The following is a 23,898-nucleotide window of genomic DNA, read 5'->3' as shown; positions in this document are numbered from 1 at the left end:
GCAGAACTCAGTCTGGCTGTGACCTCCAGCAAGGCAGGCTGGCAGTGATCCGGTGGGGACCCGGGGTGCGCCAGTGACCTTCTCAGTCAGTCACCGGCCCGTCGAGGGTCCTCCAGTGAGGAAGGACCTCCCTCCCACGCGTCGCCAGGCCGGTCCAGCACGTCGCCGCAGGGGGGAATGACCACGGGCTCGGGGACGCTGTAGCATGGGCGAGCCTCCCCGCTACATCGAGGCGCGCGAACCACCCAGCGGCCCTGCCCAGGGCCGCTGATCCAAGAGGAGCCCGCTCCCACCTGACGCCCTCCAGGCGCCCAGGTCCCGGATCGCGAGCACCGGCCACCGGTCGGTGATCGCGTGCCCATGACCCGCACCGGTCGTGGGCCACCGGCGAGTGGGCCCCGTGAGCAGACGCTCACGGGGCCTTCTGTCCGTCGGCGCCCGGATGGGCCAGCGACTCCTCCCACGCAGCAGCGTAAGGAGAGGCCATCACCGAGCCCCGCATCAACGACCGCATCCGTGTCCCCGAGGTCCGCCTGGTCGGTCCCGAGGGCGAGCAGGTCGGCATCGTGTCGATCGGCGAGGCGCTGCGCCTGGCACAGGACTCCGAGCTCGACCTGGTCGAGGTCGCTCCCATGGCCCGGCCGCCCGTCGCCAAGCTCATGGACTACGGGAAGTTCAAGTACGAGTCCGCCCAGAAGGCCCGCGAGGCCCGGCGGAACCAGGCGCTCACCGTCATCAAGGAGATGCGGCTGCGCCTGAAGATCGACCCGCACGACTACGAGACCAAGAAGGGCCACGTCGAGCGCTTCCTCAAGGGCGGCGACAAGGTCAAGATCACCGTGATGTTCCGAGGCCGCGAGCAGTCGCGCCCGGAGATGGGCTACCGCCTGCTCCAGCGGCTGGCCGCCGACGTCAGCGAGCTGGGCGTCGTCGAGTCCAACCCGAAGCAGGACGGCCGGAACATGGTCATGGTGATCGCCCCGCACAAGGGCGCGCAGACGGCGCAGGAGAAGCGTCGCCCCAAGGGCGAGCAGGCCGAGGAGCAGGCGCCCAGCGCCTGACCGGCACCAGCACCACCGAAGACGGCCGGTGCCCGCGGCGGCTCCGTGCCGCCGCGCGCACCGACACCAGACGACAGGGACCGAGGACATGCCGAAGCAGAAGACCCACAAGGGCACCGCCAAGCGGGTGCGCATCACGGGCACCGGGAAGCTCATGCGCGAGCAGGCGAACAACCAGCACAAGTTCGAGCACAAGTCCGGGACCCGCAAGCGCCGGCTCGACCAGGACCAGGTCGTCTCCCCGGCCGACGCCAAGAACCTCAAGAAGCTCCTGGGCATCTGAGCGTCCCCTCCACCGACCTTTAGAAAGACAGGAGCACTTCCGTGGCACGCGTGAAGCGGGCGGTCAACGCCCAGAAGAAGCGCCGGACGACCCTCGAGGCCGCCAGCGGTTACCGGGGCCAGCGGTCGCGGCTGTACCGCAAGGCCAAGGAGCAGATCCTCCACTCGGCGACCTACAGCTACCGCGACCGCAAGGCGCGCAAGGGTGACTTCCGCAAGCTGTGGATCACCCGGATCAACGCCGCGGCCCGCCTCAACGACATGACCTACAACCGGTTCATGCAGGGGCTGAAGCTCGCCGGCATCGAGCTGGACCGTCGCGTCCTCGCCGAGCTGGCCGTGAACGAGCCCGCCGCCTTCGCCGCCCTGGTGGAGAGCTCGCGGGCCGCGCTCGCCGCGAACCCCGAGGCGACCGGCACCCAGGCCGCCTGATCCGGCAGCACGACATCCCGACGCCGTCGGTGACCGGCCCTCCGCGGTCGGCGCCGGCGGCGTCGGTGTCTGTTCCTCTCGGCAGGAGGGAGAACGCGTGACCGAGCTGCTCACCGAGCGCTCCGCGAGGATCGCCGCCGCTCGCAAGCTGACCCGTCGCGCCGGCCGGGACGCCGCCGGCGTCTTCCTCGCCGAGGGGCGGCAGGCGGTGGTCGAGGCGCTGGCCCACCCGGCCGGGGTGCGGGAGGTGTTCGCCACCGAGGCCGCGGCCGACGCCTACGCCGAGCTGCTCGCCGCCGCCCCGGTCCCGGTGCGGCTGGTCACCGAGAAGGCGGCCGCGGGGCTGTCGGAGACGGTGACGCCGCAGGGGCTGGTGGCCGTGTGCGCGCTGCGCGACGTCCCCGCCGAGACGCTGACGACGGCGCCGCCGCGGCTCGCGGTCGCGCTCGCCGAGCTGGCCGACCCCGGCAACGCCGGCACCGTGCTGCGGACGGCGGACGCCTGCGGGGCGGGCGCGGTGGTCTTCGGCGCGGGCTCGGCCGACCCCTACGGCGGCAAGGCGGTGCGGTCGAGCGCGGGCAGCCTGTTCCACGTCGACGTCGTCCGCGGCGCGCCGCTGGGTGAGCTGCTGCCGGCGGTCCGCGGCGCCGGCGTGACCGTGCTGGCGGCCGACGGCGGGGGAGAGGTGGAGCTGCCGGGGCTCGCCGCCGACGGCCGGCTGGCCGGGCCGGTGCTCTGGCTGTTCGGCAACGAGGCCCGCGGCGTGCCCACGGAGCTGGCGGAACTGGCCGACGCGCGGGTCCGCATCCCGATGCGGGGCCGGGCCGAGAGCCTGAACCTGGCCGCGGCTGCCGCGATCTGCCTCTACACCACGCAGCTGGCCCAGCCGGCCTCGACCGCGGCCGCGTAGGGAGCCGGGCCGCCGGGTGGACGGCGCGTCGCGGTCGACCGGCACGTGCTGGTACCCCGCACGGCCCGGGACGGAGGGATGATGGCTGCAGGCCGGCGCTCCCCGGTACGTCGAGCAGGGCCGCGAGGGAAGGTAGCTGTCACCGTGGAACACGTGCACCAGGTCGCCGATGCGCCGGCGATCCCTCCGACGGACGGGCGCCGCTCGCGGTGGACCGAGCACCGGCGGGCGCGCCGGGAGGACCTCGTCGGGGCAGCTGTCGAGGCCGTCCGCCTGGCCGGTCCGGACTTCTCCGTCGACGACGTCGCGCGCAGCGCGGGGGTGTCGAAGACGGTGATCTACCGGTACTTCAGCGACAAGGAGGAGCTGATCGACGCCGTCCTGGAGCGCATCTCCCAGGCCATCCTGCTGCCCCGCCTGCTGGGCGAGCTGACCACCGGCCGCGCCGACGACCGGGCCCAGCTGCGGACGGTGATCGCCGCCTTCGTGTCGCTGATCGAGGACGAGCCCGCGCTCTACCGCTTCGCCTACGCCCAGGCCGGGCGCGCGGGGCGGGCCGACCTCGTCGCGGCCACCGAGCACGCCGTCGCCACCGCCCTGGGCGGCCAGCTGGCCGCCCGGCTCACCGAGGCCGGCCGCCCGGCCGACGGCGCGATGACCTGGGCATACGGCATCGTGGGCATGGTCCAGCTGGCCACGCACTGGTGGTCGGGGGCCCGGACGGTGTCCGCCGCCGACCTGGTCGACCAGCTCACCGAACTCGCCGACGGCGGCCTGGGCACGCTGCTCCCGCCGCGCGGCTGAGCGGCCGTGGCCGAGGAGGCCGCCCCGGTCGCCGGGGGAGGGGGCCGTGCGCCGCGTCAGCGCGGCGCGACCGGCAGCCGCCCGGCCGCGCGCTCGGCGACCGACAGCAGCCCGGTGACGTCCTCGGCGTCGGCGGGGTAGCAGCCGGCACCGGTGCTCACCGCGGCCACCACGGGCCTGCCGTCGAGCACCACCGGGCCGCCGGCGGCCTCCGCCAGCGAGGCGCGGACCCGAGCGGCCTCCTGGACCGCGCTGCCGGCCGCGAGGCCGGGCAGCACCACCACGAAGGAGTCGCGGGCCCAGCGCGCGACGAGGTCGCCCCGTCGCAGCCGGCCGCGCAGCCGCTGCCCCGTGGCGGTCAGCAGCTCCTCGGCGGCGGCCGGACCGTAGCGGTCCTCGATCGAGGCGAGCCCGTCGACCGCGACGACGACCAGCGCCACGGCGTCGCCCGCGCAGCGCGCGTTCCACAGCGCGGTCTCGGTCTGCTCCTGCACGTGCCGGCGGGTGGCCAGCCCGGTCAGCGGGTCGGTGACCGCCAGCTCCTCGATCCGGGCCAGGTACCCGCGGGCCCGGTCGCGCTCCTGCTCCAGTGCCCGTCGGGCCAGCACCCGCTCGGTGACGTCGACCTGGACGCCGATGTAGTGGACCACGACACCGGACGCGTCGGTGACGGGCGCCAGGTGGAGCTCGTTGTACCAGGGGGTGCGCTCGGGGCCGCGGAGGTTCACCAGCACCTCGCGACACCCCGCGCCGGCGGCGATCGCCGCCCGGATGCGGGCCAGCGCGCCGGGGTCGGTGTCGGGGCCCTGCAGGAAGCGGCAGTTGCGCCCGAGCAGCTCCTCCCGCGGCACCCCGGCGAGCCGCTCGAAGGCCGGGTTCACGTACACGAGCGGCTGGTCGGGCAGGCGGACGTCGACGAGGCACACGCCGCTGGGCGTGGCCTCCAGGGCGCGCCGCACCAGACCGGCGTCGCCGAGCAGGTCCAGCCCCGGGGCCGCCGGGGAGCCGGGCCGGGCCGCGGGGTGGGCCGGTGCGGCGGGGAGCGTCCGGCCGGCGCGGGGCGCGACCCGGCCGAGCAGGCTGCGCGCGGCGCGGACGGCGACGTCGCGGTCGTAGGTCAGGGCGTACTCGAACTCCCGCTGCAGGTCCGGGCCGGGCGCGCCGAGGTCCCGGGCCAGCAGGGCCACGGCGAAGTGCGGGGCCAGGACGACGACGTCCCACTCGCCGCGCACCGGGTCGTCCCCGGCCAGGTCGGTCCCGCGCAGACCGGGCAGCGGCTCGGCGGGGAGCCCCTCGCCGAGCGCGGCCACGAACCCGGTGCGCTCCACCAGGTCGCGGTACCGCTGCGTCGTCGACGGGGTGAAGTGCCGGGCCTCCTGGAAGGTCGCGGCGACCACGCAGGTCTCGCCGAGGCGCAGCGCCTCCCGCTCGAGCTGCTTGCTGAGCTCGATGAGCAGCGCCTTCGGGGCCCGGCGCAGCGCCGTCCCCGCGGGCAGGCAGGCGAACGGCGAGCCGGGCTCGGGGTCGGAGCCGGGGGCCTCGACCGGTGCCGGCAGCGATCCGAGAGGGCGCTCGCAGGCGGGCTCCGGGGTGGGGCGGCCGAACAGCCAGCCCTGGCCGAGGGTGGCGCCGAGCGCCCGGGCCATCGCCAGGTGGGCGTCGTTCTCGATCCCCTCGGCGAGCACCGCGGCCCCGGTCGCCTGCGCGTAGGCGTTGACCGCGTTCATGATCTGCGCGATGTCCGGGCCGGGGCGTTCCTGCACCAGCCGCAGGTCCAGCTTCACCACGTCGGGACGCAGGATCGGCATGAACGCCAGCGACATCGCCTCGGCGCCCACGTCGTCCAGGGCCAGGCCCCACCCCAGCTCCCGCACCCGGGCGACCGTGCGCAGCAGTTCGGCCGGCCGGGCGGCGAGCGCGCGCTCGGTGATCTCCAGAACCACCCGGAGGCCGCCGGGGGCGGAGCCGGCGATCGCCAGCAGCTCGTCCAGCGGGGCGGTGTCGAGGACCTCGGGCTCCACGTTGACGAAGAGGGCCAGCGGAGCCGGCAGCCCGTGCCCGACCGCGCCGGCGAAGGCGGCCACCCGGCAGGCGGCGTCCAGCTCGGCGAGCACGCCTGCCTCGCGGGCGGCGCCGAAGAGCGCGTCCGGTCGCTGCAGCGGCCCCTCGGGTCCGCGCGCGAGGGCCTCGTAGGCGACGACCGCGCCGGTGTCGAGCTCCACGATCGGCTGGAAGACGCTGCGCACCCCGCCGGGGCGGAGGGCCGCGGTCAGGGCAGCGTCGGGCTCGGGGCGCACGGGGTCCACGCACGGGGGATCGGCCGGCGGGTGCCCGGACCGGAGCCGGGACCACGCACCATCCCCCGAAGGGGGAGGTCAGCCGGGCAGGGTGATGAGGACGACGGCGGCCGCGGCGGTGCCCAGCCCGGTCAGCTGGGCCGGCACGAGCCGCTCGCGCAGCACGAGCTGGGCCAGCAGGACGGTGCTGACCGGGTACAGCGAGGCGAGGACGCCGGTGATGGCCAGCGGCCCGCCCTGCTGGGTGGCCAGCAGGAACAGCGCGTTGGCCGTCATGTCGCCGAGCCCGGAGACCAGCACCAGCGGGAGCGCCGCCCGGCCCGGCCGCAGCGACTGCCGCGTGGCCAGCGCGACCCCGACCACCAGGGCCACCGAGGCGAGCCGGGCGGCGACGAGCGGGGTGAGGCCGGCGTCGGCGGAGGTGCGGTCCAGCAGCACGAAGAACAAGCCGAACGCCGTTCCCGCGACCAGTGCGGGTCCGAGGCTGGCGGGGCGGGCACCGCGCAGCGCACGCAGCCCGCTCTCGGCCGAGACCAGGACGACCGCGGCCAGGGCGAGCACGATGCCCGCCGTCGCCCAGCTGCCGATGCGCTCGCCGGACAGCACGCCGACCAGCACCGGGACGGCGGCGGCGGTGAGCGCGGTGACGGGGGCGATCACGCTCATCACCCCGCGGGCCAGCGCGCGGAAGAAGAGCAGCAGGCCACCGGCGCCGGCCAGCCCGGCGGCGGCGCCCCAGGCCAGGTCGGCCGCGGTGACCGGCCCGCCGAGCCAGGGAAGCAGCGCCACCAGCGCCAGCAGGCCGGCGGTCTGGGACACCGCGACGACGGCGGAGACCGACGCCCGGCGGCTGGCGAGCCCACCCAGGAAGTCGGCGGCGCCGTAGACGACCGCGGACGCCAACGCGAGCACGACCGCCACGCACACCTCCGGAAGCTCCCTGGTGATCAGGTCACCTGATCAACAGGGGTCCTGGCTCAGCGTCGACCGTGAGCCAGGACCCCGTGCGGTGAGCCAGGATGCGGCGTCGGCGACGCGGAGCCGATCCTCGCACCCGAACCCGGGCGCGCGCGGGGGCGGTCGCCGGGCAGAATGGCGTCCCGTGTCTGGCGCCAACGATCCCTACGACCCCAAGCAGGTCGCCGCCCTCTCGCCCGAGGCCCTCGACGAGGCGGTGCGCTCCGCGCTCGGGGCGTTCGCGGCGGCCGCGGACCTGGAGGCCCTGGCCGCCGTCCGCCCGGCGCACCTCGGCGACCGCGCACCGGTGCTGCTCGCCCGCCGCGAGCTGGGCGCGCTGCCCCCGGCCGCGCGCAGCGACGCCGGCAAGCGGGTGAACGCCGCTCGGGTCGCGGTGACCGAGGCCTACGAGGCGCGCAAGGCCGAGCTGGAGGCCGAGCGCGACGCCCGCGTGCTGGCCGAGGAGCGGGTCGACGTCACGCTGCCGTGGGACCGCACGCCGCGCGGCGCCCGGCACCCGCTGACCACGCTGGTCGACCGGATCGCCGACATCTTCGTCGGGATGGGGTACGAGGTCGCCGAGGGGCCGGAGCTCGAGGCGGAGTGGCTGAACTTCGACGCGCTGAACTTCGGCCCGGACCACCCGGCCCGGTGGCTGTCGGACACGTTCTTCGTCGCCCCCGAGGACTCCGGGCTGGTGCTGCGCACGCACACCAGCCCCGTCCAGGCGCGCACCATGCTCGACCGGCAGCCACCGATCTACGTCGTCGCGCCGGGGCGGGTGTACCGCACCGACGAGCTGGACGCGACGCACCTGCCGGTCTTCCACCAGGTCGAGGGCCTGGCCGTGGACCGCGGGCTCACCATGGCCCACCTGCGCGGCACCCTGGACCACCTGGCCCGCCAGCTGTTCGGCGCGGGAGCGCGCACCCGGTGGCGGCCGCACTTCTTCCCGTTCACCGAGCCCTCGGCGGAGTTCGACGTCTGGTTCCCCGAGCACCGCGACGGCCCGCAGTGGGTCGAGTGGGGCGGCTGCGGGATGGTGAACCCCCGGGTGCTGCGGGCCTGCGGCGTCGACCCCGACGAGTACACCGGGTTCGCGTTCGGCATGGGCATCGAGCGGGCGCTGCAGTTCCGCTCCGCGGTGTCGGACATGCACGACATCGCCGAGGCCGACGTCCGCTTCACCCTGCCGTTCGGAGTTGAGCAGTGAAGGTCCCCGTCAGCTGGCTGTCCGAGCTCGTCGACCTCCCGGCGGGCATCACCGTCGAGGAGCTCGACGCCGCCTTCGTGCGGCTCGGCTTCGAGGTGGAGGACGTCGTCCGCCCGCCGGTGACCACCGGCCCGCTCGTGGTCGGCCGGGTGCTGGAGATCGAGGAGCTCACCGGCTTCAAGAAGCCGATCCGGTACACGCAGGTGGAGGTCGGAGAGGCGGAGCCGCGGGGCATCGTCTGCGGCGCCCGGAACTTCGCCGTCGGCGATCTCGTGGTGGCCGCGCTCCCGGGCGCCGTGCTGCCCGGGGACTTCGCCATCGCGGCGCGGAAGACCTACGACCACGTCTCCGACGGGATGATCTGCTCGGTCCGCGAACTGGGCATCGGCGAGGACCACGCGGGGATCCTCGTGCTGGGGCAGGAGGGCTACGAGCCGGGTACCCCCGCCGCCGACGTCCTCGGCCTGGACGACGTCGTCTTCGACCTCGAGGTGACGCCGGACCGCGGCTACGCGATGTCGCTGCGCGGCATCGCCCGCGACCTGGCTGGCGTGCTGGGCGTGACCTGGCGCGACCCGGCCGACCTGCCGCTGCCCGACTGGTCCGGGGCGCCCGCGTGGCAGGTCACCGTCGCCGACCCCGACCGGTGCGACCGCTTCTCCATGCTCGCCCTGGAGGACCTGGACCCGGCCGCGCCCAGCCCCTGGCCGTTGCGGCGCCGGCTGGCCCAGTGCGGGATCCGCAGCATCTCGCTCGCCGTCGACGTCACCAACTACGTGATGCTCGAGCTCGGGCAGCCGATGCACGCCTTCGACCGCGCCACCGTCACCGGGCCGATCACGGTCCGCCGGGCGACGGCGGGGGAGCGGCTCACCACCCTGGACGGCGCCGACCGCGCGCTCACCGACGACGACCTGCTCATCACCGACGGGTCCGGCCCCATCGGCCTGGCCGGCGTCATGGGTGGGGCGTCCACCGAGATCGGCGACGCCACCACCGCGGTGCTGCTGGAGGCCGCGCACTGGGAGCAGAACGGCATCTCGCGCGGGGTGCGCCGGCACCGGCTGCCCAGCGAGGCCGGCAAGCGCTTCGAGCGCGGCACCGATCCCGAGGTCACCGTCGTGGCCCTGGCCCGGGCCGCAGCGTTGCTCGTCGAGCACGGTGGTGCCCGGGTCGTCGGCGCGCCGGTGGACGTCGACACCCGCGCACCGCGCGAGGCCGTCGCGCTGGACGCCGGGCTGCCCGGCCGGATCGCCGGCGTCCCCTACACCCGGGCCCAGGTGCTCGAGGTGCTCACCGCCGTCGGCGCCGAGGTGGCCGGCGACGGGGACGCGCTGTGCGTCACCCCGCCGTCGTGGCGCGGTGACCTGCAGGAGCCGGCCGACCTGGTGGAGGAGGTCGTGCGCTTCCGCGGGTTCGACGAGATCCCCTCGATCCTGCCCACCGCCCCGCCGGGCGGCGGGCTCACCGAGCGGCAGCGCCGGCGGCGCAGCATCGGCCGGGCGCTGGCCGACGCCGGGTACGTGGAGGCCCCCGCGTTCCCCTTCGTGGGGACGGCGCAGCTCGACGCGCTCGGCCTGCCCGCCGACGACGACCGCCGACGGATGATCACCGTGCGCAACCCGCTGTCGGAGGAGGCCCCGGCGCTGCGGACCACCCTGCTGCCCGGGCTGCTCGCCGCCCTCGGCCGCAACCTGGCCCGCGGGCTCCGCGACGTCGCCCTCTTCGAGCACGGCTCGGTCTTCCCCGGGGGGAGCGGCGCCGCCGCCCCGCTGCCCGGCGCCGACCGCCGCCCGGACGACGCGACGCTGGCCGCCCTGCTGGGTGCCGTGCCGGCGCAGCCGTGGCACGTCGCCGTCGTCCTCACCGGGCAGCGCGAGCCCCGCGGCTGGTGGGGCCCGGGCCGGCCGGCCGAGTGGGCCGACGCCGTGCAGGCCGCCCGCACCGTGGCCGAGGCGGCCGGCGCCGAGCTCGCCGTCGAGCAGGCGGAGCGGGCGCCGTGGCACCCGGGCCGGTGCGCCGCGCTGCTCGTCGGTGACCGGGTCGTCGGGTACGCCGGCGAGCTGCACCCCAAGGTCTGCGAGGCGCTGGGGCTGCCGGCCCGCACGTCGGCGATGGAGCTCGACGCCGACGCGCTGCCCGTGCCGGCCGTGCCGCAGGCGCGGTCGATCTCCACCTTCCCGCCGGTCCGCATGGACCTGGCGCTGCTCGTGCCGGAGCGCGAGCCGGAGGACCGGGTCCGCTGGGCGCTGCGGGGAGGGGCCGGCGAGCTGCTGGAGGACCTGCGGTTGTTCGACGTCTACACCGGCAGCTCGGTGCCCGAGGGGCAGAAGTCGCTGGCGTACTCCCTGACCTTCCGCGCGCCGGACCGGACGCTGACCAGCGACGAGGCCCGGGTGGCGTTCGACGCCGCCGTCGCCGCCGCCGTGGTCGCGAACGGAGCGCAGCTCCGTGGCTGAGCTGTCGGGCGTCGCGCTGGTCACGGGGGCGTCCACCGGGATCGGGCGGCACCTGGTCGAGGGCCTGGCCGCGCGCGGCATGGCCGTGGCCGGGATGGCCCGCACCGAGGACCGGCTGCGCACCGCCATGGCCGAGGTCGCCGAGGCCACCGGTGCCCGGACCCTCGCCGTGGCCGCCGACGTCACCGACCGGGCGTCGGTGGAGGAGGCGGTGGGCCGGGTCCGCGAGGAGCTGGGCCCGATCGAGCTGCTGGTCAACAACGCCGGGCTGATCGACGAGCTCGAGGTGCCGCTCTGGGAGGCCGACCCCGACCAGTGGTGGGACGTCGTCGCCAGCCACATCAAGGGCGGCTTCCTGCTGACGCGGACCGTCGTGCCGTGGATGGTGCTGCGCAACCGCGGGCGGGTGGTGGACATCGCCAGCGGGATGAGCGTGCGGGCGCGGCCGGAGTACTCCGCCTACTCGGTGGCCAAGACCGGCCTCATGCGGATGACCGAGGCCCTGGCCGGCGCCCTGGAGGGCACCGACGTGCGGGCCTTCGACGTGTCACCGGGCGTCGTGGACACCCCGATGACCCGGTCGATGCGCATGTGGCAGGGCTACGAGGACTGGACCCCGCCCGAGAAGGTGGTCGAGCTGGTCGCGGCGATCGCGGCCGGCGAGCTGGACCAGTGGTCGGGCCGGTTCCTGCGCGTGGGCGCCGACGACCTCGACGTCGTCGGCTCGGTGACCCCGGAGGACGCCGCGCGGCAGCTGCGGCTGCGCCCCTACGGCGACGGCGACCCGGTGGCCTGACCCGCGTCAGCCGGCCGGGTCGCCGAGGATCTGCCGCACGTGCGCCAGCGCGGTGGCGAGCTCGGTGAAGCTGGTGCTCAGCGGGGAGAGGCCGACGCGCAGCCCACGCGGCCGCCGGAAGTCCGGGATCACCCCCCGCCGCCACAGCTCCGCCACGACCCTCTGCATCGCGTCGTGCTCCAGGGTCACGTGCGCGCCCCGGCGGTCGGCTTCCCGCGGCGAGGCGACCACCACGCCGAGCGGGGACAGGACCTCGTCGGCGACGGCGATCGCGAACTCCGTCAGCTCGACCGACTTGGCCCGGACGGCCGGCATCCCCACCCGCTCGATCAGCGCCAGCATGTCCTCGACCGGGATCATGCCGAGGATCGGCGGCGTGCCGCTGAGGAACCGGCGCATGCCGGCCGCCGGCACGTAGTCCGGCCCCATCGCGAACGGGTCGGCGGCGCCCATCCACCCGGTGATCGGCTGCACCAGCTCGCCCTGCAGCCGCCGGGCCACGTAGCCGAAGGCCGGCGCGCCCGGACCGCCGTTCAGGAACTTGTAGCTGCAGCCCACGGCCAGGTCGACCTCGTCGGCGTCCAGCCGCACGTCGACCGCGCCCGCGGAGTGGCAGAGGTCCCACAGCACCAGCGCCCCGGCCTCGTGGGCAGCCGCCGTGATGGCCGGCAGGTCGGCGATGTAGGCGGATTTGTAGGCGACGTGGCTGAGCAGGACCAGCGCCGTGTCGTCGCCGAGCAGCGCCGACACCTCCCCCGGCTGCACGCCCGTCGCCGGGTCGGGCTCGATCCAGCGGACGGTGCGGCCGGTCTCCGCGGCGACCCGGTCGAGGACGAACCGGTCGGTCGGGAAGTTCTCGGTGTCGGCGACGATCTCCGCCCGGTCGGGGCGGGCGTCCAGCGCCGCCCGGAGCAGCTTGTAGAGCATGACCGTGGTCGAGTCGCCGACGACCGTCTGCCCCGGCGCCGCGCCGAGCACGACCCGGCCGATGGCATCGCCCACGGCCGTGGGGCGGTCCATCCAGCGCTCGTCCCACGCCCGGATGAGCCGCTCACCCCACTCCCCGTCGACGAAGCGGGCGAGCCGGTCGCGGGTGACCTCCAGCGGGCGGCCGAGCGAGTTGCCGTCCAGGTAGGCGACCACGCCCTCGGGGAGGACGAACTCGTCCCGCAGCGCGGCCAGCGGGTCGCGTCGGTCGAGCTCGGCCGCCCGCGCGGCCACCCGGCCGGTAGCAGCTCCAGCACGTCGGGCGGTGGCTCGTGACCCATGGCGGCAGCGGTCACGGGATCAGGCGCCGATCCCCGACCGGACCGTGTACAGCTCCGGGAAGAAGGTGAGGTCCAGGGCGCGCCGGAGGAAGTCCACGCCCGAGCTGCCCCCGGTGCCCGTGGCGAACCCGATGGTGCGCTGGACGGTGCGCAGGTGCCGGAACCGCCAGAGCTGGACGCCGTCCTCGAGGTCCACCAGGTCCTCGCAGGTGGCGTACTCCGCCCAGTGCGCCTCGGTGTCCCCGTAGATCCTCCGGTACACCGGCAGCAGCGCCGGGTGCTCGACCCACGCCTGCCGGACGTCGCGGTGCAGCACCTCCTCCGGCACGGGGTGCCCCCGGCGGGCCAGGAACCGCAGGAAGGCGTCGTAGACCGTCGGTGAGTCCAGCAGCTCGGTGAGCAGTTCCTGGGCGCCCGGGTCGGCGGCGAAGACGGCGAGCAGGCGCTCGTTCTTGTTGCCGAGCAGGAACTCGACGGCGCGGTACTGGTAGGACTGGAAGCCCGAGGAGTTGCCCAGCACGCCGCGGAACTCGGCGTACTCGCTGGGGGTCAGGGTCGCCAGGACCGACCACTGCTCGGTGATGGTGCGCAGGATGTGCTTGACCCGCGCCAGCCCCTTGCGCGCGTGCTGGACGTCGTCGCGGTCGAAGTTCACGCGGACCGCGCGCAGCTCGTGCAGCGCCAGCTTGAGCCACAGCTCGGTGGTCTGGTGCTGGATGATGAACAGCGGCTCGTCGTGGTGGTCGCTGATCGGTCGCTGCACCGACAGCAGGGTGTCCAGCCCGAGGTAGCCCCCGTAGCTCATCCGGGCGCTGAAGTCGGTCTGCACGCCCTCCTCGAGCGGCCGGACCCCGTCCTCGATCGCCATGACGCCGCTCCTCCCGGACCCGGTGACGCACTGCGCCGTCCGGTAGTACTACCGCATGACGAGCCCGCGCGGCCGGGCAGGCGCCGGACCGGAGGACCGGTCGGTCCTCACCCGGCCGGCCTCCGCACCCGATGCGGTCCTGACCTACGGCCGCGACCCGGACCAGGTGGCCGACGTCCGCTTCGGCCGGTCGGCCGGGGGCGACCGGCCGCTGCTGGTGGTGCTCCACGGCGGCTTCTGGCGGCCGGCGTACGACCGCGTGCACCTGCGGCCGATGACCGAGGCGCTGGCCGCCGCCGGGTGGACGACGGTGAGCCCGGAGTACCGGCGCGTGCCCGGCCGGCCCGACCTCACCGTCGGGGACGTGGACACGGCGGTGCGCTGGGCGGCCCGTGCCGAGGAGCTCCCCGGTCCACCCGGCCGGCGCGTCGTCCTCACCGGGCACTCCGCCGGCGGGCACCTCGCGCTGCTGGCTGCCGCCACGGTCGCGCCCCCGCACACCCCGGCCGGCGTCGTGGCGCTCGCGCCGGTCGCGGACCTGCAGCGGGCTCAGGTCCTGGGCCTGGACGGGGATGCGGTCACGTCCTTCCTGGGCGGTGACGCCGCGGCACGGCCCGACCTGGACCCCGTCCGGCTGCCCGCGCCCCGTGGCCGGGTGCGCATCGTGCACGGGACGGGCGACCGCATCGTCCCGCCGGAGGTCGCCGAGTCCTACGCCCGGCGCCACCCGGCCGCGGCGCTCACCACCGTGCCGGCCGGCCACTTCGCGGTGGTCGATCCGCGCAGCGCCGCCTGGCCGGCGGTGCTGGGGGCGCTCGACGACGTCGGCACCGCCATCTGACGCCCCGGGCCGGCAAACCCCCATGAACGGTCATGCATGGCCGTGTATGGTCATGCATCGTGAGCGCAGCGCAGACGTGGACGGTCGGGGTCACCGGCGCCACCGGGTACGCGGGGGGTGAGGTGTGCCGGCTGCTGGCCGGGCACCCGAACCTCCGGCTGGCCGGGGTGCACGCCAACTCGAGCGCCGGCCGACGCCTGGGTGAGCTGCAGCCCCACCTCCTCCCGTTCGCCGACATGGTCGTCCAGCCCAGCGACGCGGCGGCCCTCACCGGCTACGACGTCGTCGTCCTGGCGCTGCCGCACGGCGAGTCGGCGGCGATCGCCGACCAGCTGGCGGCGGAGACACTGGTCATCGACTGCGGCGCCGACCACCGGCTGAACGACCCCGCCGCCTGGGCCCGCTGGTACGGCGGCGTGCACGCCGGCACCTGGCCCTACGGCCTGCCCGAGCTGCCCGGGCAGCGGGAGGAGCTGACCGGCGCGACACGGATCGCCGTCCCCGGCTGCTACCCGACCTCGGTCACCCTCGCGCTGGCCCCGGCGCTGGCCGCCGGCCTGGTCGAGCCCGACGTCGTCGTGGTCGCCGCGAGCGGCACCAGCGGCGCCGGCAAGTCGCCCAAGCCGCACCTGCTCGGCAGCGAGGTCATGGGCGCGGCGAGCGCCTACGGCGTCGGGGGAGCCCACCGGCACACGCCGGAGATGATCCAGGGCCTCTCGCAGGCCGCCGGTGCGCCGGTGGGCGTCAGCTTCACGCCGACCCTGGTGCCGATGAGCCGGGGCATCCTCGCCACCTGCTCGGCCCCGCTCACGCCCGGCGCCGACGCGGCCGCCGCGCGTGCGGCGTACGAGCAGGCCTACGCCGACGAGCCGTTCGTCCACCTGCTGCCCGAGGGCCAGTGGCCGACCACCGCGCAGGTGCTCGGCGCCAACACCGTCGCCCTGCAGCTGGCCGTGGACGCCGACGCGAACCGGCTGGTCGTGGTCGCGGCCGTCGACAACCTCACCAAGGGCACCGGGGGAGCGGCGATCCAGTGCGCCAACCTCGCCCTGGGCCTGCCCGAGACCACCGGCCTGCCGGTCGTAGGAGTAGCGCCATGAGCTGCACAGCACCGAAGGGCTTCTCGGCCGCCGGCGTGGCCGCCGGGCTCAAGTCCAGCGGCGACCCCGACGTCGCCGTCGTCCTCAACACCGGCCCGGACGACGCCGCGGCCGCCGTCTTCACGACGAACCGCTTCCCGGCCGCGCCCGTGCTGTGGAGCCGCCAGGTGCTGTCCGGCGGGCGCTGCCGGGCCGTCGTCCTCAACTCCGGCGGCGCCAACGCCTGCACCGGGCCGGAGGGCTTCCAGGACACCCACGCCACCGCCGAGCACGCCGCCACGCAGCTGGACATCGGCGCGATCGACGTCGCGGTCGCCAGCACCGGCCTCATCGGGGTCCGGCTGCCCATGGCGAAGCTGACCGCCGGCGTCACCGCCGCGGTGAAGGGTCTGACGGAGGACGGCGGGGCCGACGCCGCCCGGGCGATCATGACCACCGACAGCGTGCCCAAGACGACGGCGCAGGAGCAGGGTGGCTGGACCGTCGGCGGGATGGCCAAGGGCGCCGGCATGCTCGCCCCGAGCCTGGCCACGATGCTCGTCGTGCTGACCACCGACGCGGCCGCCGACCCCGACGTCCTGCAGCGGGCGCTCAAGGCGGCGACCGCCGTCAGCTTCGAACGCGTGGACTCCGACGGCTGCCTGTCCACCAACGACACCGTGATCGCCCTGGCCAACGGCGCGAGCGGGGCCACCCCCACCGAGGCGGAGCTCACCGAGGCGCTCACCGCCGCGTGCACCGACCTCGCGATGCAGCTCCTGGCCGACGCCGAGGGCTCGACCAAGGACATCGCGATCACCGTCCGCAACGCCGCGACGGTGGAGGACGCGCTCACCGCCGGCCGGGCCTGCGCGCGCAACAACCTGCTCAAGACCGCGCTGTTCGGCAACGACCCCAACTGGGGCCGGGTGCTCGCGGCGATCGGCACCACCGACGCCGCCTTCGAGCCCGACCGGGTCGACGTCACCATCAACGGCGTGACCGTCTGCCGGGGCGGCGCGATCGGCGATCCCCGCGAGGGCGTCGACCTCACCGGCCGGGAGATCACCATCGACGTCGACCTCCGCGCCGGCGCCGAGCAGGCCACCATCTGGACCAACGACCTGTCCATCGCCTACGTGCACGAGAACTCGGCCTACTCCACATGAGCGAGCACCAGGACCCCGCACCCCAGGACCCGACACCCCCCGACGTCCGGATCGACGAGCCGGTCCCGCCGCCGCGGCTGCCGCGGACCGTCGGCACCCGCCGCGTCATGCGGAAGAAGGACCCCGAGGGCGACGCCGCCAAGGTCGCCGTCCTCACCGGGGCGTTGCCGTGGCTCAAGGAGTTCCACGGCAACGTCGTCGTCATCAAGTACGGCGGCCACGCGATGGTCGACGACGAGTGCCGCCGGGCCTTCGCCGAGGACATGGTCTTCCTGCGGACCTGCGGCATCCTCCCCGTGGTCGTGCACGGCGGCGGCCCGCAGATCAGCGCCATGCTGGCCAAGCTCGGCATCTCCAGCGAGTTCCGCGGCGGGCTGCGGGTGACCACGCCGGAGACGATCGACGTCGTCCGCATGGTGCTGACCGGCCAGGTGGGCCCCGACATCGTCGGGCTGATCAACCAGCACGGCCCGATGGCGGTGCACCTCTCCGGCGAGGACGGCGGGCTGTTCACGGCGCGGCGGACCACCGCCGTGGTGAACGGCGAGCCGGTCGACGTCGGGCTGGTCGGTGACGTCGTCGCGGTCGACACCACCCCGGTCACTGCGCTGCTCGACGCCGGCCACATCCCGGTGGTGGCCAGCGTCGCCCCGGATGCCGGCGGCGTCGTGCACAACGTCAACGCCGACACCGCGGCGGCGGCGCTGGCCGCGGCGCTGGGCGCGGTCAAGCTCGTGGTGCTCACCGACGTCGAGGGCCTGTACGCCGACTGGCCCGACCGCGACTCGCTGGTCCAGCAGATCGACGCCCGCGAGCTGGCCGAGATCCTGCCCACGCTGGACGCCGGGATGATCCCGAAGATGGCCGCCTGCCTGCGCGCGGTCGAGGGCGGGGTGAAGCGGGCGACCGTCGTCGACGGCCGGACGCCGCACGCCCTGCTCCTGGAGACGTTCACCACCGAAGGCACCGGGACGATGGTCGTCCCGGCGAGGGACCAGAAGGAGGGCACAGCATGACGACGCACACCGAGGAGCTGGCCCGCCGCTGGTCGGCGGTGATGATGAACAACTACAAGGCGCCCCCGGTCGCGCTCGACCACGGCGCCGGAGCGCAGGTCTGGGACGTCGACGGCCGCGAGTACACCGACCTGCTCGGCGGCATCGCGACGACGATCCTCGGCCACGCGCACCCCAAGGTGGTCGAGGCGATCACCACCCAGGCGGCGAAGCTGGGCCACGTCTCCAACCTGGCCATGCACGAACCGGGGATCCAGCTCGCCGAGCGGCTGCTGGAGCTGGCCGGCCGGCCCGGGCGGGTGTTCTTCTGCAACTCCGGCGCCGAGGCCAACGAGGCCGCCTTCAAGATCAGCCGGCTCACCGGCCGCCCGCAGGTCATCACCGCCGAGGGCGCCTTCCACGGCCGGACCATGGGCGCCCTGGCGCTGACCGGTCAGCCGTCGAAGGCCGCCGCGTTCGCGCCGCTGCCCGGCGGGGTCTCCTACGTGCCCTACGGCGACGCCGAGGCGCTGGCCGCGACGGTCTCCGAGGCGACGGCGATGGTGCTGCTGGAGCCGATGCTGGGCGAGGGCGGCGTGCTGCCCGCACCGGCCGGCTACCTCGCCGCCGCCGCGTCGGCGGCGTCCGGGGTGGGCGCGCTGTTCGCCGTCGACGAGGTGCAGACCGGCATCGGCCGCACCGGCTCGTGGTTCGCGCACCAGTCCGACGGCCTGCACCCCGACGTCGTCACGCTGGCCAAGGCGCTCGGCGGCGGCCTGCCGATCGGGGCAATGCTGGCGTTCGGCGAGGCGGCCGACCTGCTGACCGCCGGCTCGCACGGCTCCACCTTCGGCGGCAACCCGATCGCGGCCGCCGCCGCCCTGGCGGTGCTCGACACCATCCGGGAGGAGGGGCTGCTGGAGCGGGCCAAGGAGCTCGAGCACCGGTTCACCGCCGGCATCGAGGGCCTCGGTCACCCGGGCATCAGCGGGGTCCGGGGGAGGGGCGCGCTGCTCGGCGTCGTCCTCACCGCCGACGTCGCCGCCCCGCTGGAGGCGCACCTGCGCAACGCCGGGTTCCTCACCAACGCCGTCGCGCCGGGCGTGCTCCGGCTCGCCCCGCCGCTGGTCCTTTCCGACGCGCAGGTCGACGCCTTCGTGGCCGCGCTCCCCGCCGCTCTCGACATCGCGATGGAGAACCACCAGTGACCCGGCACTTCCTCAAGGACGACGACCTCACCCCGGCCGAGCAGGCCGAGGTGCTCGCCCTGGCCGCCTCCCTCAAGGCCACCCGGCACACCGCCGGGGCACCCACCCCGCTGCGCGCCGCGGGCGGGGTGCCCCGGGCGGTGGCGGTGCTGTTCGACAAGCCCTCCACCCGCACCCGGGTGTCGTTCTCCGTCGGCGTCGCCGAGCTCGGCGGCTACCCGCTGGTCATCGACGCCGGGAGCAGCCAGCTCGGCCGCGGGGAGCCGATCGAGGACACCACCCGCGTGCTCGACCGGCAGGCGGCCGCCATCGTGTGGCGGACCTTCGGCCAGGACCGCATCGAGGCGATGGCGTCGGTGAGCCGGGTGCCCGTGGTCAACGCGCTCACCGACGAGTACCACCCCTGCCAGATCCTGGCCGACCTGCAGACGGTGATCGAGCGCAAGGGCTCGCTGGCCGGGCGCTCGATGACCTACCTCGGTGACGGCGCCAACAACATGGCGCACTCCTACCTGCTCGGCGGCGCCACCGCCGGCATGCACGTGCGGATCGCCTCACCCGAGTCGTTCCGGCCGGACCCGGCGGTCCTCGACCGCGCGGCGAAGATCGCGGCGGAGACCGGCGGCTCGGTGGCCTGGACCGCCGACGCCGCCCAGGCCGCGGAGGGCGCCGACGTGCTGGTCACCGACACCTGGGTGTCGATGGGGCAGGAGGACGAGTACGACACGCGCGTCGCCCCGTTCCTGCCCTACGCGCTGGACGGCGCCGCGCTCGCCCGCGCCGCCGACGACGCCGTCGTCCTGCACTGCCTCCCGGCCTACCGCGGCAAGGAGATCGCCGCGGAGGTGATCGACGGACCGCAGAGCGCGGTCTGGGACGAGGCGGAGAACCGGCTGCACGCCCAGAAGGCGCTCCTCGCCTGGCTGCTGGAGCGGTCGTGACCGGGCCCGTCCGTCCCGGAGGGCGCGCGTGACCTCCGCCCTCACCCGCTCGGCGCGGCAGGCACGGATCCGCGAGCTGATCGAGGCGCGGGCGATCACCTCGCAGACCCAGCTGGCCGTGCTGCTGGCGGAGTCGGGCATCGAGGTCACCCAGGCCACGCTCTCGCGCGACCTGGAGGAGCTCGGCGCGGTGAAGCTGCGCGGCTCCGACGGCGCACCGGCGTCCTACGTGCTGCCGCCGGAGAACGCGCCGCTGCGCCCCGCGCAGGCCGCGCCCGCCCGGCTCACCCGCCTGCTCGCCGACCTGCTCACCGGAGCCGAGGGCAGCGCCAACCTGGCGGTGCTGCGCACCCCGCCCGGGGCCGCGCAGTTCCTGGCCTCCGCCCTGGACAAGGTGGGCCTCCCCGACGTGCTGGGCACGATCGCCGGCGACGACACTCTCCTGGTGGTCTCGCGCGATCCGGACGGCGGCCCCGCGCTCGCCGAGCGGCTGCGCGCGATGGCCGCCCGCACCCCCGCCGTCTACCCCGAGCTGCACAGCGATCTCGCCGACGACCCCTCCGGAGGAACCGCCCCGTGACCGACCCGACCGCCCCCGCCCCGCACACCCGGCTCTGGGGCGGGCGCTTCGGTGGTGGCCCGTCGCCGGCGATGGCCGCCCTGAGCAAGTCCACCCACTTCGACTGGAAGCTCGCCCCCTTCGACCTCGCCGGCTCCCGGGCGCACGCCCGCGTGCTGCACCGCGCCGGGCTGCTCGCCGACGACGAGCTGGAGCAGATGCTCGGCGCGCTGCGCGAGCTGTCGGCGGAGGTCGCCGCGGGCACGTTCGTCGCCGTCGAGGCCGACGAGGACGTGCACGAGGCGCTCGAGCGCGGGCTCACCGAGAAGCTGGGGGCGCTCGGGGGGAAGCTCCGGGCCGGCCGCAGCCGCAACGACCAGATCGCCACCGACCTGCGGCTCTACCTGCGGCACACCGTGCGCGCGCTGGTGGGGGAGCTGTCCTCGCTGGAGTACGCGCTGGTCGGCCTGGCCGAGCGGTACCAGGACGTCGCTGCACCCGGCATGACGCACCTGCAGCACGCCCAGCCGGTGCTCTTCGCCCACCAGTTGCTGGCGCACGCGCACGCCTTCGCCCGCGACGTCGACCGGCTGCGGGACTGGGACAAGCGGGCTGCCGTGAGCCCCTACGGTTCCGGCGCGCTGGCCGGCTCCTCGCTGCCGCTGGACCCCGACGCCGTCGCCGCCGAGCTCGGCTTCGACCGCGCCTCGGACAACTCGATCGACGGCGTGAGCGACCGGGACTTCGCCGCGGAGTTCTGCTTCGCCGCCGCGCTCATCGGCGTCCACCTCTCCCGGCTGGGGGAGGAGGTCGTGCTCTGGACGTCGACCGAGTTCGGCTGGGCGCGCCTGGACGACGCCTGGGCCACCGGGTCGTCGATCATGCCGCAGAAGAAGAACCCCGACATCGCCGAGCTGGCCCGTGGCAAGTCGGGCCGGTTCGTCGGCAACCTGACCGGTCTGCTGACGATGCTGAAGGGGCTGCCGCTGGCCTACGACCGGGACCTGCAGGAGGACAAGGAGCCGGTCTTCGACTCCATGGAGCAGTTGCTCCTGCTGCTGCCGGCGGTCACCGGGATGGTCGCGACCCTGACCCTTCGCCCCGAGGTGCTGGAGGCTGCCGCGCCGCAGGGCTTCGCGCTGGCCACCGACGTCGCGGAGTGGCTCGTCCGGCAGGGGGTGCCCTTCCGGTCGGCGCACGAGATCTCGGGGGAGATGGTGGCCTTCTGCGAACAGGCCGGTCTCGAGCTCGACCAGCTGGACGACGAGCAGCTCGCCGGCATCGACCCGCGCCTCACCCCCGACGTCCGCTCGGTGCTGTCGGTGCCGGGCGCGCTGGCGGCGCGGTCGGCCCGGGGCGGCACGGCGCCGGAACGGGTCGCGGGGCAGCTCGCGCAGCTGGCCGAGGCGGCGCGGCAGCACGCCGAGTGGGCGGTGTCCTCGCCCGTGGCCGCGGCCCTCTGAGCGTGCCGTCCTCCGTGCCGGGGCCGCTGGTGCGGGCCGAGGAGCTGCTCGGGCCGCCGGACGCCGTGGCGCCGGCGCTGCTCGGCTGCTGGCTCGTCACCGACCGGCCGGAGGGCAGCGTCGCACTGCGGCTGACCGAGGTGGAGGCGTACTCGGGGTCCGGCGAGGATCCCGCGGCGCACTCCCACCGCGGCCCCACGCCCCGGGCGGCGATCATGTTCGGCCCGCCGGGACGGCTGTACGTGTACTTCTCCTACGGGGTGCACTGGTGCGCCAACGTGGTCGTGGGTCGCGAGGGCGAGGGGTCGGCGGTGCTGCTGCGCGCGGGCGAGGTCGTGGCGGGGGACGAGCTCGCCCGCGCCCGCCGCCCGGCGGCCCGCAGTCCGCGCGACCTGGCAGGTGGGCCGGCGCGGCTGACCCAGGCGCTGGGCATCGGGCGCGCCGATCTCGGCACCGACCTGCTCGACCGGTCCTCGCCCGTCCGGCTGCACCGGGGCACGCCGCCGGCCACGGTCTCGGCCGGGCCGCGCGTCGGCATCAGCGTGGCGACCGAGCTGCCCTGGCGCTTCTGGGAGACCGGCGCACCGTCGGTGAGCGCGTTCCGGGCGGGTGGCAGACCCCGCCGTGGGCGGGGCGGGCAGGATGGACCCTCGTGACCACGCCTTCCGCCCACGCAGTCATCGACGAGCTGCACCGCCGGGGGCTGATCGCCCAGAGCACGGACGAGGCCGCGCTGCGCGCACACCTCGCCGAGGGGCCGGTGAGCTACTACTGCGGCTTCGACCCGACGGCACCCAGCCTGCACGTCGGGCACCTGCTGCAGTTCATGGTGCTGCGCGCCCTGCAGCGGGCCGGGCACCAGCCGGTGGTCCTGGTCGGCGGGGCCACCGGCCTGATCGGTGACCCCCGGATGACCGCCGAACGCCAGCTCAACGACCGGACGACGGTCGCCGGCTGGGTCCAGCGGATCCGGGCCCAGGTGGCGCCCTTCCTCGAGCAACCCGTCGAGGCAGACCCGTCGCTGCGAGGACCGGTCTACGTCGACAACCTCGAGTGGACCGGTCAGTTGTCGGCCCTGGACTTCCTGCGGGACATCGGCAAGCACTTCCGGGTCGGCCGGATGCTGGCCAAGGAGGCCGTCTCGGCCCGGCTCAACAGCGAGGCCGGGATCAGCTTCACCGAGTTCAGCTACCAGCTCCTGCAGGCCAACGACTTCCTGGAGCTGTACCGCCGTCACCGGGTGACGCTCCAGAGCGGCGGCTCGGACCAGTGGGGGAACCTGACCGCCGGCACCGACCTGCTCCGCCGCGTGGAAGGCGTCACCGGGCACGCCCTCACCACCCCGCTGGTGACCAAGTCCGACGGCCAGAAGTTCGGCAAGAGCGAGGGCGGGGCCGTCTGGCTCGACCCGGCGCTGACCACGCCCTACGCGTTCTTCCAGTTCTGGTTGAACGCCGACGACGTCGATGCCCGGGCCTGGTTGCCCCTGTTCTGCGAGCGGCCGGCCGAGGAGGTGGCGGCCCTGCTCGCGGAGTCGCTGGAGCGACCGGCCAGCAGGGCACCGCAGCGGGCCCTCGCCGAGGAGCTGACCCGCCTCGTCCACGGCGAGGACGAGCTGCGCCAGGCCGAGGCGGCTGGCCGGGCGTTGTTCGGGCGGGAGGACCTGCGGTCCCTGGGCGAAGGCACCCTGGCCGCGGCGCTGCAGGAGGCGGGCAGCGTCACCGTCGACGGCGAGGTACCGACCATCGCCCAGCTGCTGCAGCAGACCGGCCTGGTGGCCTCGTTGTCGGAGGCGCGACGCACGGTGAAGGAGGGCGGGGCATACCTCAACAACGATCGGGTCACCGACGCCGAGGCGCGCCCCACCTCCGACGACTGGCTCCCCGGCGGCTGGCTCGTCCTCCGGCGTGGCCGCCGCTCCATCGCCGGCGTCCGGAGGGCCGGCTGAGCGTGCCGGGTGCCGGCGTGAACACCGGGCGTCGGCCGTGTGACGGCAGCGTGTCGGGCGTCACCGCACCGGGGTTTGACACGCCCCGCGCCGCCACGTAACTTTCTCTCTGCGCCGCGCGGCCCGGAAGGGCCGCCGGACCGGGGCCCGGGTAGCGGGTCACTGGAAACCGGCGTAGAGTTGGACATCCAGCCAGGGACGAAGCCCGCGAGGGTCTAGTTCTTGCGCGTCCGCTCCTTGAGAACTCAACAGCGTGCCGAAAGTCAGTGCCAAGTAATACCCCGTGCCATGGCTCTTGTGGTTGTGGCAGGGATTCCTTTGGTTGATTGATATCGCGAGTGTCAGCTC

General features: G+C 75.1%; 23 protein-coding genes. 18 read left to right on the top strand and 5 right to left on the bottom strand.

The features are described from left to right. Positions 1-485 precede the first annotated feature (485 nt). The 5 genes from infC to ACI79S_RS20140 all read left to right on the top strand — a co-directional run bounded on the left by infC (position 486) and on the right by ACI79S_RS20140 (position 3,489). Positions 486-1,061, top strand: a complete 576-nt coding sequence (gene infC / locus ACI79S_RS20160; protein ID WP_456562349.1) for a translation initiation factor IF-3 — start codon at positions 486-488, stop codon at positions 1,059-1,061. 88 nt (positions 1,062-1,149) lie between these two features. After that, a complete protein-coding gene (gene rpmI / locus ACI79S_RS20155; RefSeq protein ID WP_456591040.1) occupies positions 1,150-1,344 on the top strand; it encodes a 50S ribosomal protein L35 in 195 nt (64 codons plus the stop codon). Positions 1,345-1,385: 41 nt separating this feature from the next. Then, positions 1,386-1,775 (top strand): 50S ribosomal protein L20, encoded by a 390-nt coding sequence (gene rplT, locus ACI79S_RS20150; protein WP_135097047.1) that lies wholly within the window; start codon positions 1,386-1,388, stop codon positions 1,773-1,775. Positions 1,776-1,872: 97 nt separating this feature from the next. After that, positions 1,873-2,685, top strand: a complete 813-nt coding sequence (locus tag ACI79S_RS20145) for a TrmH family RNA methyltransferase (RefSeq protein WP_456595223.1) — start codon at positions 1,873-1,875, stop codon at positions 2,683-2,685. A gap of 144 nt (positions 2,686-2,829) precedes the next feature. Next, positions 2,830-3,489 (top strand): TetR/AcrR family transcriptional regulator, encoded by a 660-nt coding sequence (locus ACI79S_RS20140; protein ID WP_456595222.1) that lies wholly within the window; start codon positions 2,830-2,832, stop codon positions 3,487-3,489. 56 nt (positions 3,490-3,545) lie between these two features. On the opposite strand, the gene ACI79S_RS20135 is transcribed toward ACI79S_RS20140, so the two are convergent. After that, the gene (locus ACI79S_RS20135) at positions 3,546-5,795 is read right to left on the bottom strand and encodes an EAL domain-containing protein (RefSeq protein ID WP_456595221.1); all 2,250 of its coding nucleotides are present in this window, start codon (positions 5,793-5,795) and stop codon (positions 3,546-3,548) included. A 69-nt stretch (positions 5,796-5,864) separates the two neighbouring features. Next, positions 5,865-6,707: an EamA family transporter gene (locus ACI79S_RS20130; protein ID WP_456595220.1), complete on the bottom strand. Its 843-nt coding sequence runs from the start codon at positions 6,705-6,707 to the stop codon at positions 5,865-5,867. 181 nt (positions 6,708-6,888) lie between these two features. Here ACI79S_RS20130 and pheS point away from each other — a divergent pair, with 181 nt between their 5' ends. From pheS to ACI79S_RS20115, 3 genes are read left to right on the top strand one after another with little or no spacing between them, the layout of a single operon-like run. Further along, on the top strand, positions 6,889-7,956 hold the full coding sequence (gene pheS, locus ACI79S_RS20125; RefSeq protein ID WP_456595219.1) for a phenylalanine--tRNA ligase subunit alpha: 1,068 nt from the start codon (positions 6,889-6,891) through the stop codon (positions 7,954-7,956). Next, complete coding sequence (gene pheT, locus ACI79S_RS20120; RefSeq protein ID WP_456595218.1) at positions 7,953-10,415, top strand: phenylalanine--tRNA ligase subunit beta; 2,463 nt, start codon at positions 7,953-7,955, stop codon at positions 10,413-10,415. The genes pheS and pheT overlap by 4 nt, the downstream gene beginning before the upstream one ends. Beyond that, the gene (locus ACI79S_RS20115) at positions 10,408-11,211 is read left to right on the top strand and encodes an SDR family NAD(P)-dependent oxidoreductase (RefSeq protein WP_456595217.1); all 804 of its coding nucleotides are present in this window, start codon (positions 10,408-10,410) and stop codon (positions 11,209-11,211) included. Before pheT ends, ACI79S_RS20115 begins: the two co-directional genes overlap by 8 nt. 6 nt (positions 11,212-11,217) lie before the next feature. On the opposite strand, the gene ACI79S_RS20110 is transcribed toward ACI79S_RS20115, so the two are convergent. Further along, positions 11,218-12,432 (bottom strand): kynureninase, encoded by a 1,215-nt coding sequence (locus ACI79S_RS20110; RefSeq protein WP_456595216.1) that lies wholly within the window; start codon positions 12,430-12,432, stop codon positions 11,218-11,220. 66 nt (positions 12,433-12,498) lie between these two features. Continuing rightward, positions 12,499-13,347, bottom strand: coding sequence for a tryptophan 2,3-dioxygenase (locus tag ACI79S_RS20105; RefSeq protein ID WP_456595215.1), 849 nt, complete (start codon positions 13,345-13,347; stop codon positions 12,499-12,501). 55 nt (positions 13,348-13,402) lie between these two features. Here ACI79S_RS20105 and ACI79S_RS20100 point away from each other — a divergent pair, with 55 nt between their 5' ends. Genes ACI79S_RS20100 through tyrS form a run of 10 tightly spaced genes read left to right on the top strand, consistent with a single transcriptional unit; the run spans position 13,403 to position 23,550 of the window. Next, on the top strand, positions 13,403-14,188 hold the full coding sequence (locus ACI79S_RS20100) for an alpha/beta hydrolase (RefSeq protein ID WP_456595214.1): 786 nt from the start codon (positions 13,403-13,405) through the stop codon (positions 14,186-14,188). 59 nt (positions 14,189-14,247) lie between these two features. After that, positions 14,248-15,288, top strand: coding sequence for an N-acetyl-gamma-glutamyl-phosphate reductase (gene argC / locus ACI79S_RS20095; RefSeq protein ID WP_456595213.1), 1,041 nt, complete (start codon positions 14,248-14,250; stop codon positions 15,286-15,288). After that, positions 15,285-16,436: a bifunctional glutamate N-acetyltransferase/amino-acid acetyltransferase ArgJ gene (argJ, locus tag ACI79S_RS20090; RefSeq protein ID WP_456595212.1), complete on the top strand. Its 1,152-nt coding sequence runs from the start codon at positions 15,285-15,287 to the stop codon at positions 16,434-16,436. The genes argC and argJ overlap by 4 nt, the downstream gene beginning before the upstream one ends. After that, complete coding sequence (argB, locus tag ACI79S_RS20085; RefSeq protein ID WP_456595211.1) at positions 16,433-17,452, top strand: acetylglutamate kinase; 1,020 nt, start codon at positions 16,433-16,435, stop codon at positions 17,450-17,452. Before argJ ends, argB begins: the two co-directional genes overlap by 4 nt. After that, positions 17,449-18,639, top strand: coding sequence for an acetylornithine transaminase (locus ACI79S_RS20080; RefSeq protein WP_456595210.1), 1,191 nt, complete (start codon positions 17,449-17,451; stop codon positions 18,637-18,639). The genes argB and ACI79S_RS20080 overlap by 4 nt, the downstream gene beginning before the upstream one ends. Further along, positions 18,636-19,580: an ornithine carbamoyltransferase gene (gene argF / locus ACI79S_RS20075; protein WP_456595209.1), complete on the top strand. Its 945-nt coding sequence runs from the start codon at positions 18,636-18,638 to the stop codon at positions 19,578-19,580. The genes ACI79S_RS20080 and argF overlap by 4 nt, the downstream gene beginning before the upstream one ends. 28 nt (positions 19,581-19,608) lie before the next feature. Further along, entirely contained in the window at positions 19,609-20,160 is a 552-nt protein-coding gene (locus ACI79S_RS20070) for an arginine repressor (protein WP_456595208.1), read from the top strand. Further along, positions 20,157-21,602 carry an argininosuccinate lyase gene (gene argH / locus ACI79S_RS20065; protein WP_456595207.1) on the top strand — a complete coding sequence of 482 codons (1,446 nt, stop codon included), beginning with the start codon at positions 20,157-20,159 and terminating at the stop codon, positions 21,600-21,602. Before ACI79S_RS20070 ends, argH begins: the two co-directional genes overlap by 4 nt. A gap of 2 nt (positions 21,603-21,604) precedes the next feature. Beyond that, a complete protein-coding gene (locus ACI79S_RS20060; protein WP_456595206.1) occupies positions 21,605-22,258 on the top strand; it encodes a DNA-3-methyladenine glycosylase in 654 nt (217 codons plus the stop codon). After that, positions 22,255-23,550, top strand: a complete 1,296-nt coding sequence (gene tyrS, locus ACI79S_RS20055; RefSeq protein ID WP_456595205.1) for a tyrosine--tRNA ligase — start codon at positions 22,255-22,257, stop codon at positions 23,548-23,550. Before ACI79S_RS20060 ends, tyrS begins: the two co-directional genes overlap by 4 nt. Before the next feature lie 159 nt (positions 23,551-23,709). Here the strand turns inward: tyrS and ACI79S_RS20050 are convergent. Beyond that, the coding region (locus ACI79S_RS20050; protein ID WP_456595204.1) for a hypothetical protein at positions 23,710-23,898 on the bottom strand (189 nt) is incomplete at its 5' end.

This window comes from Blastococcus sp. SYSU DS1024, assembly GCF_054050795.1.
This window is presented reverse-complemented; position numbering and strand designations above follow the sequence as displayed.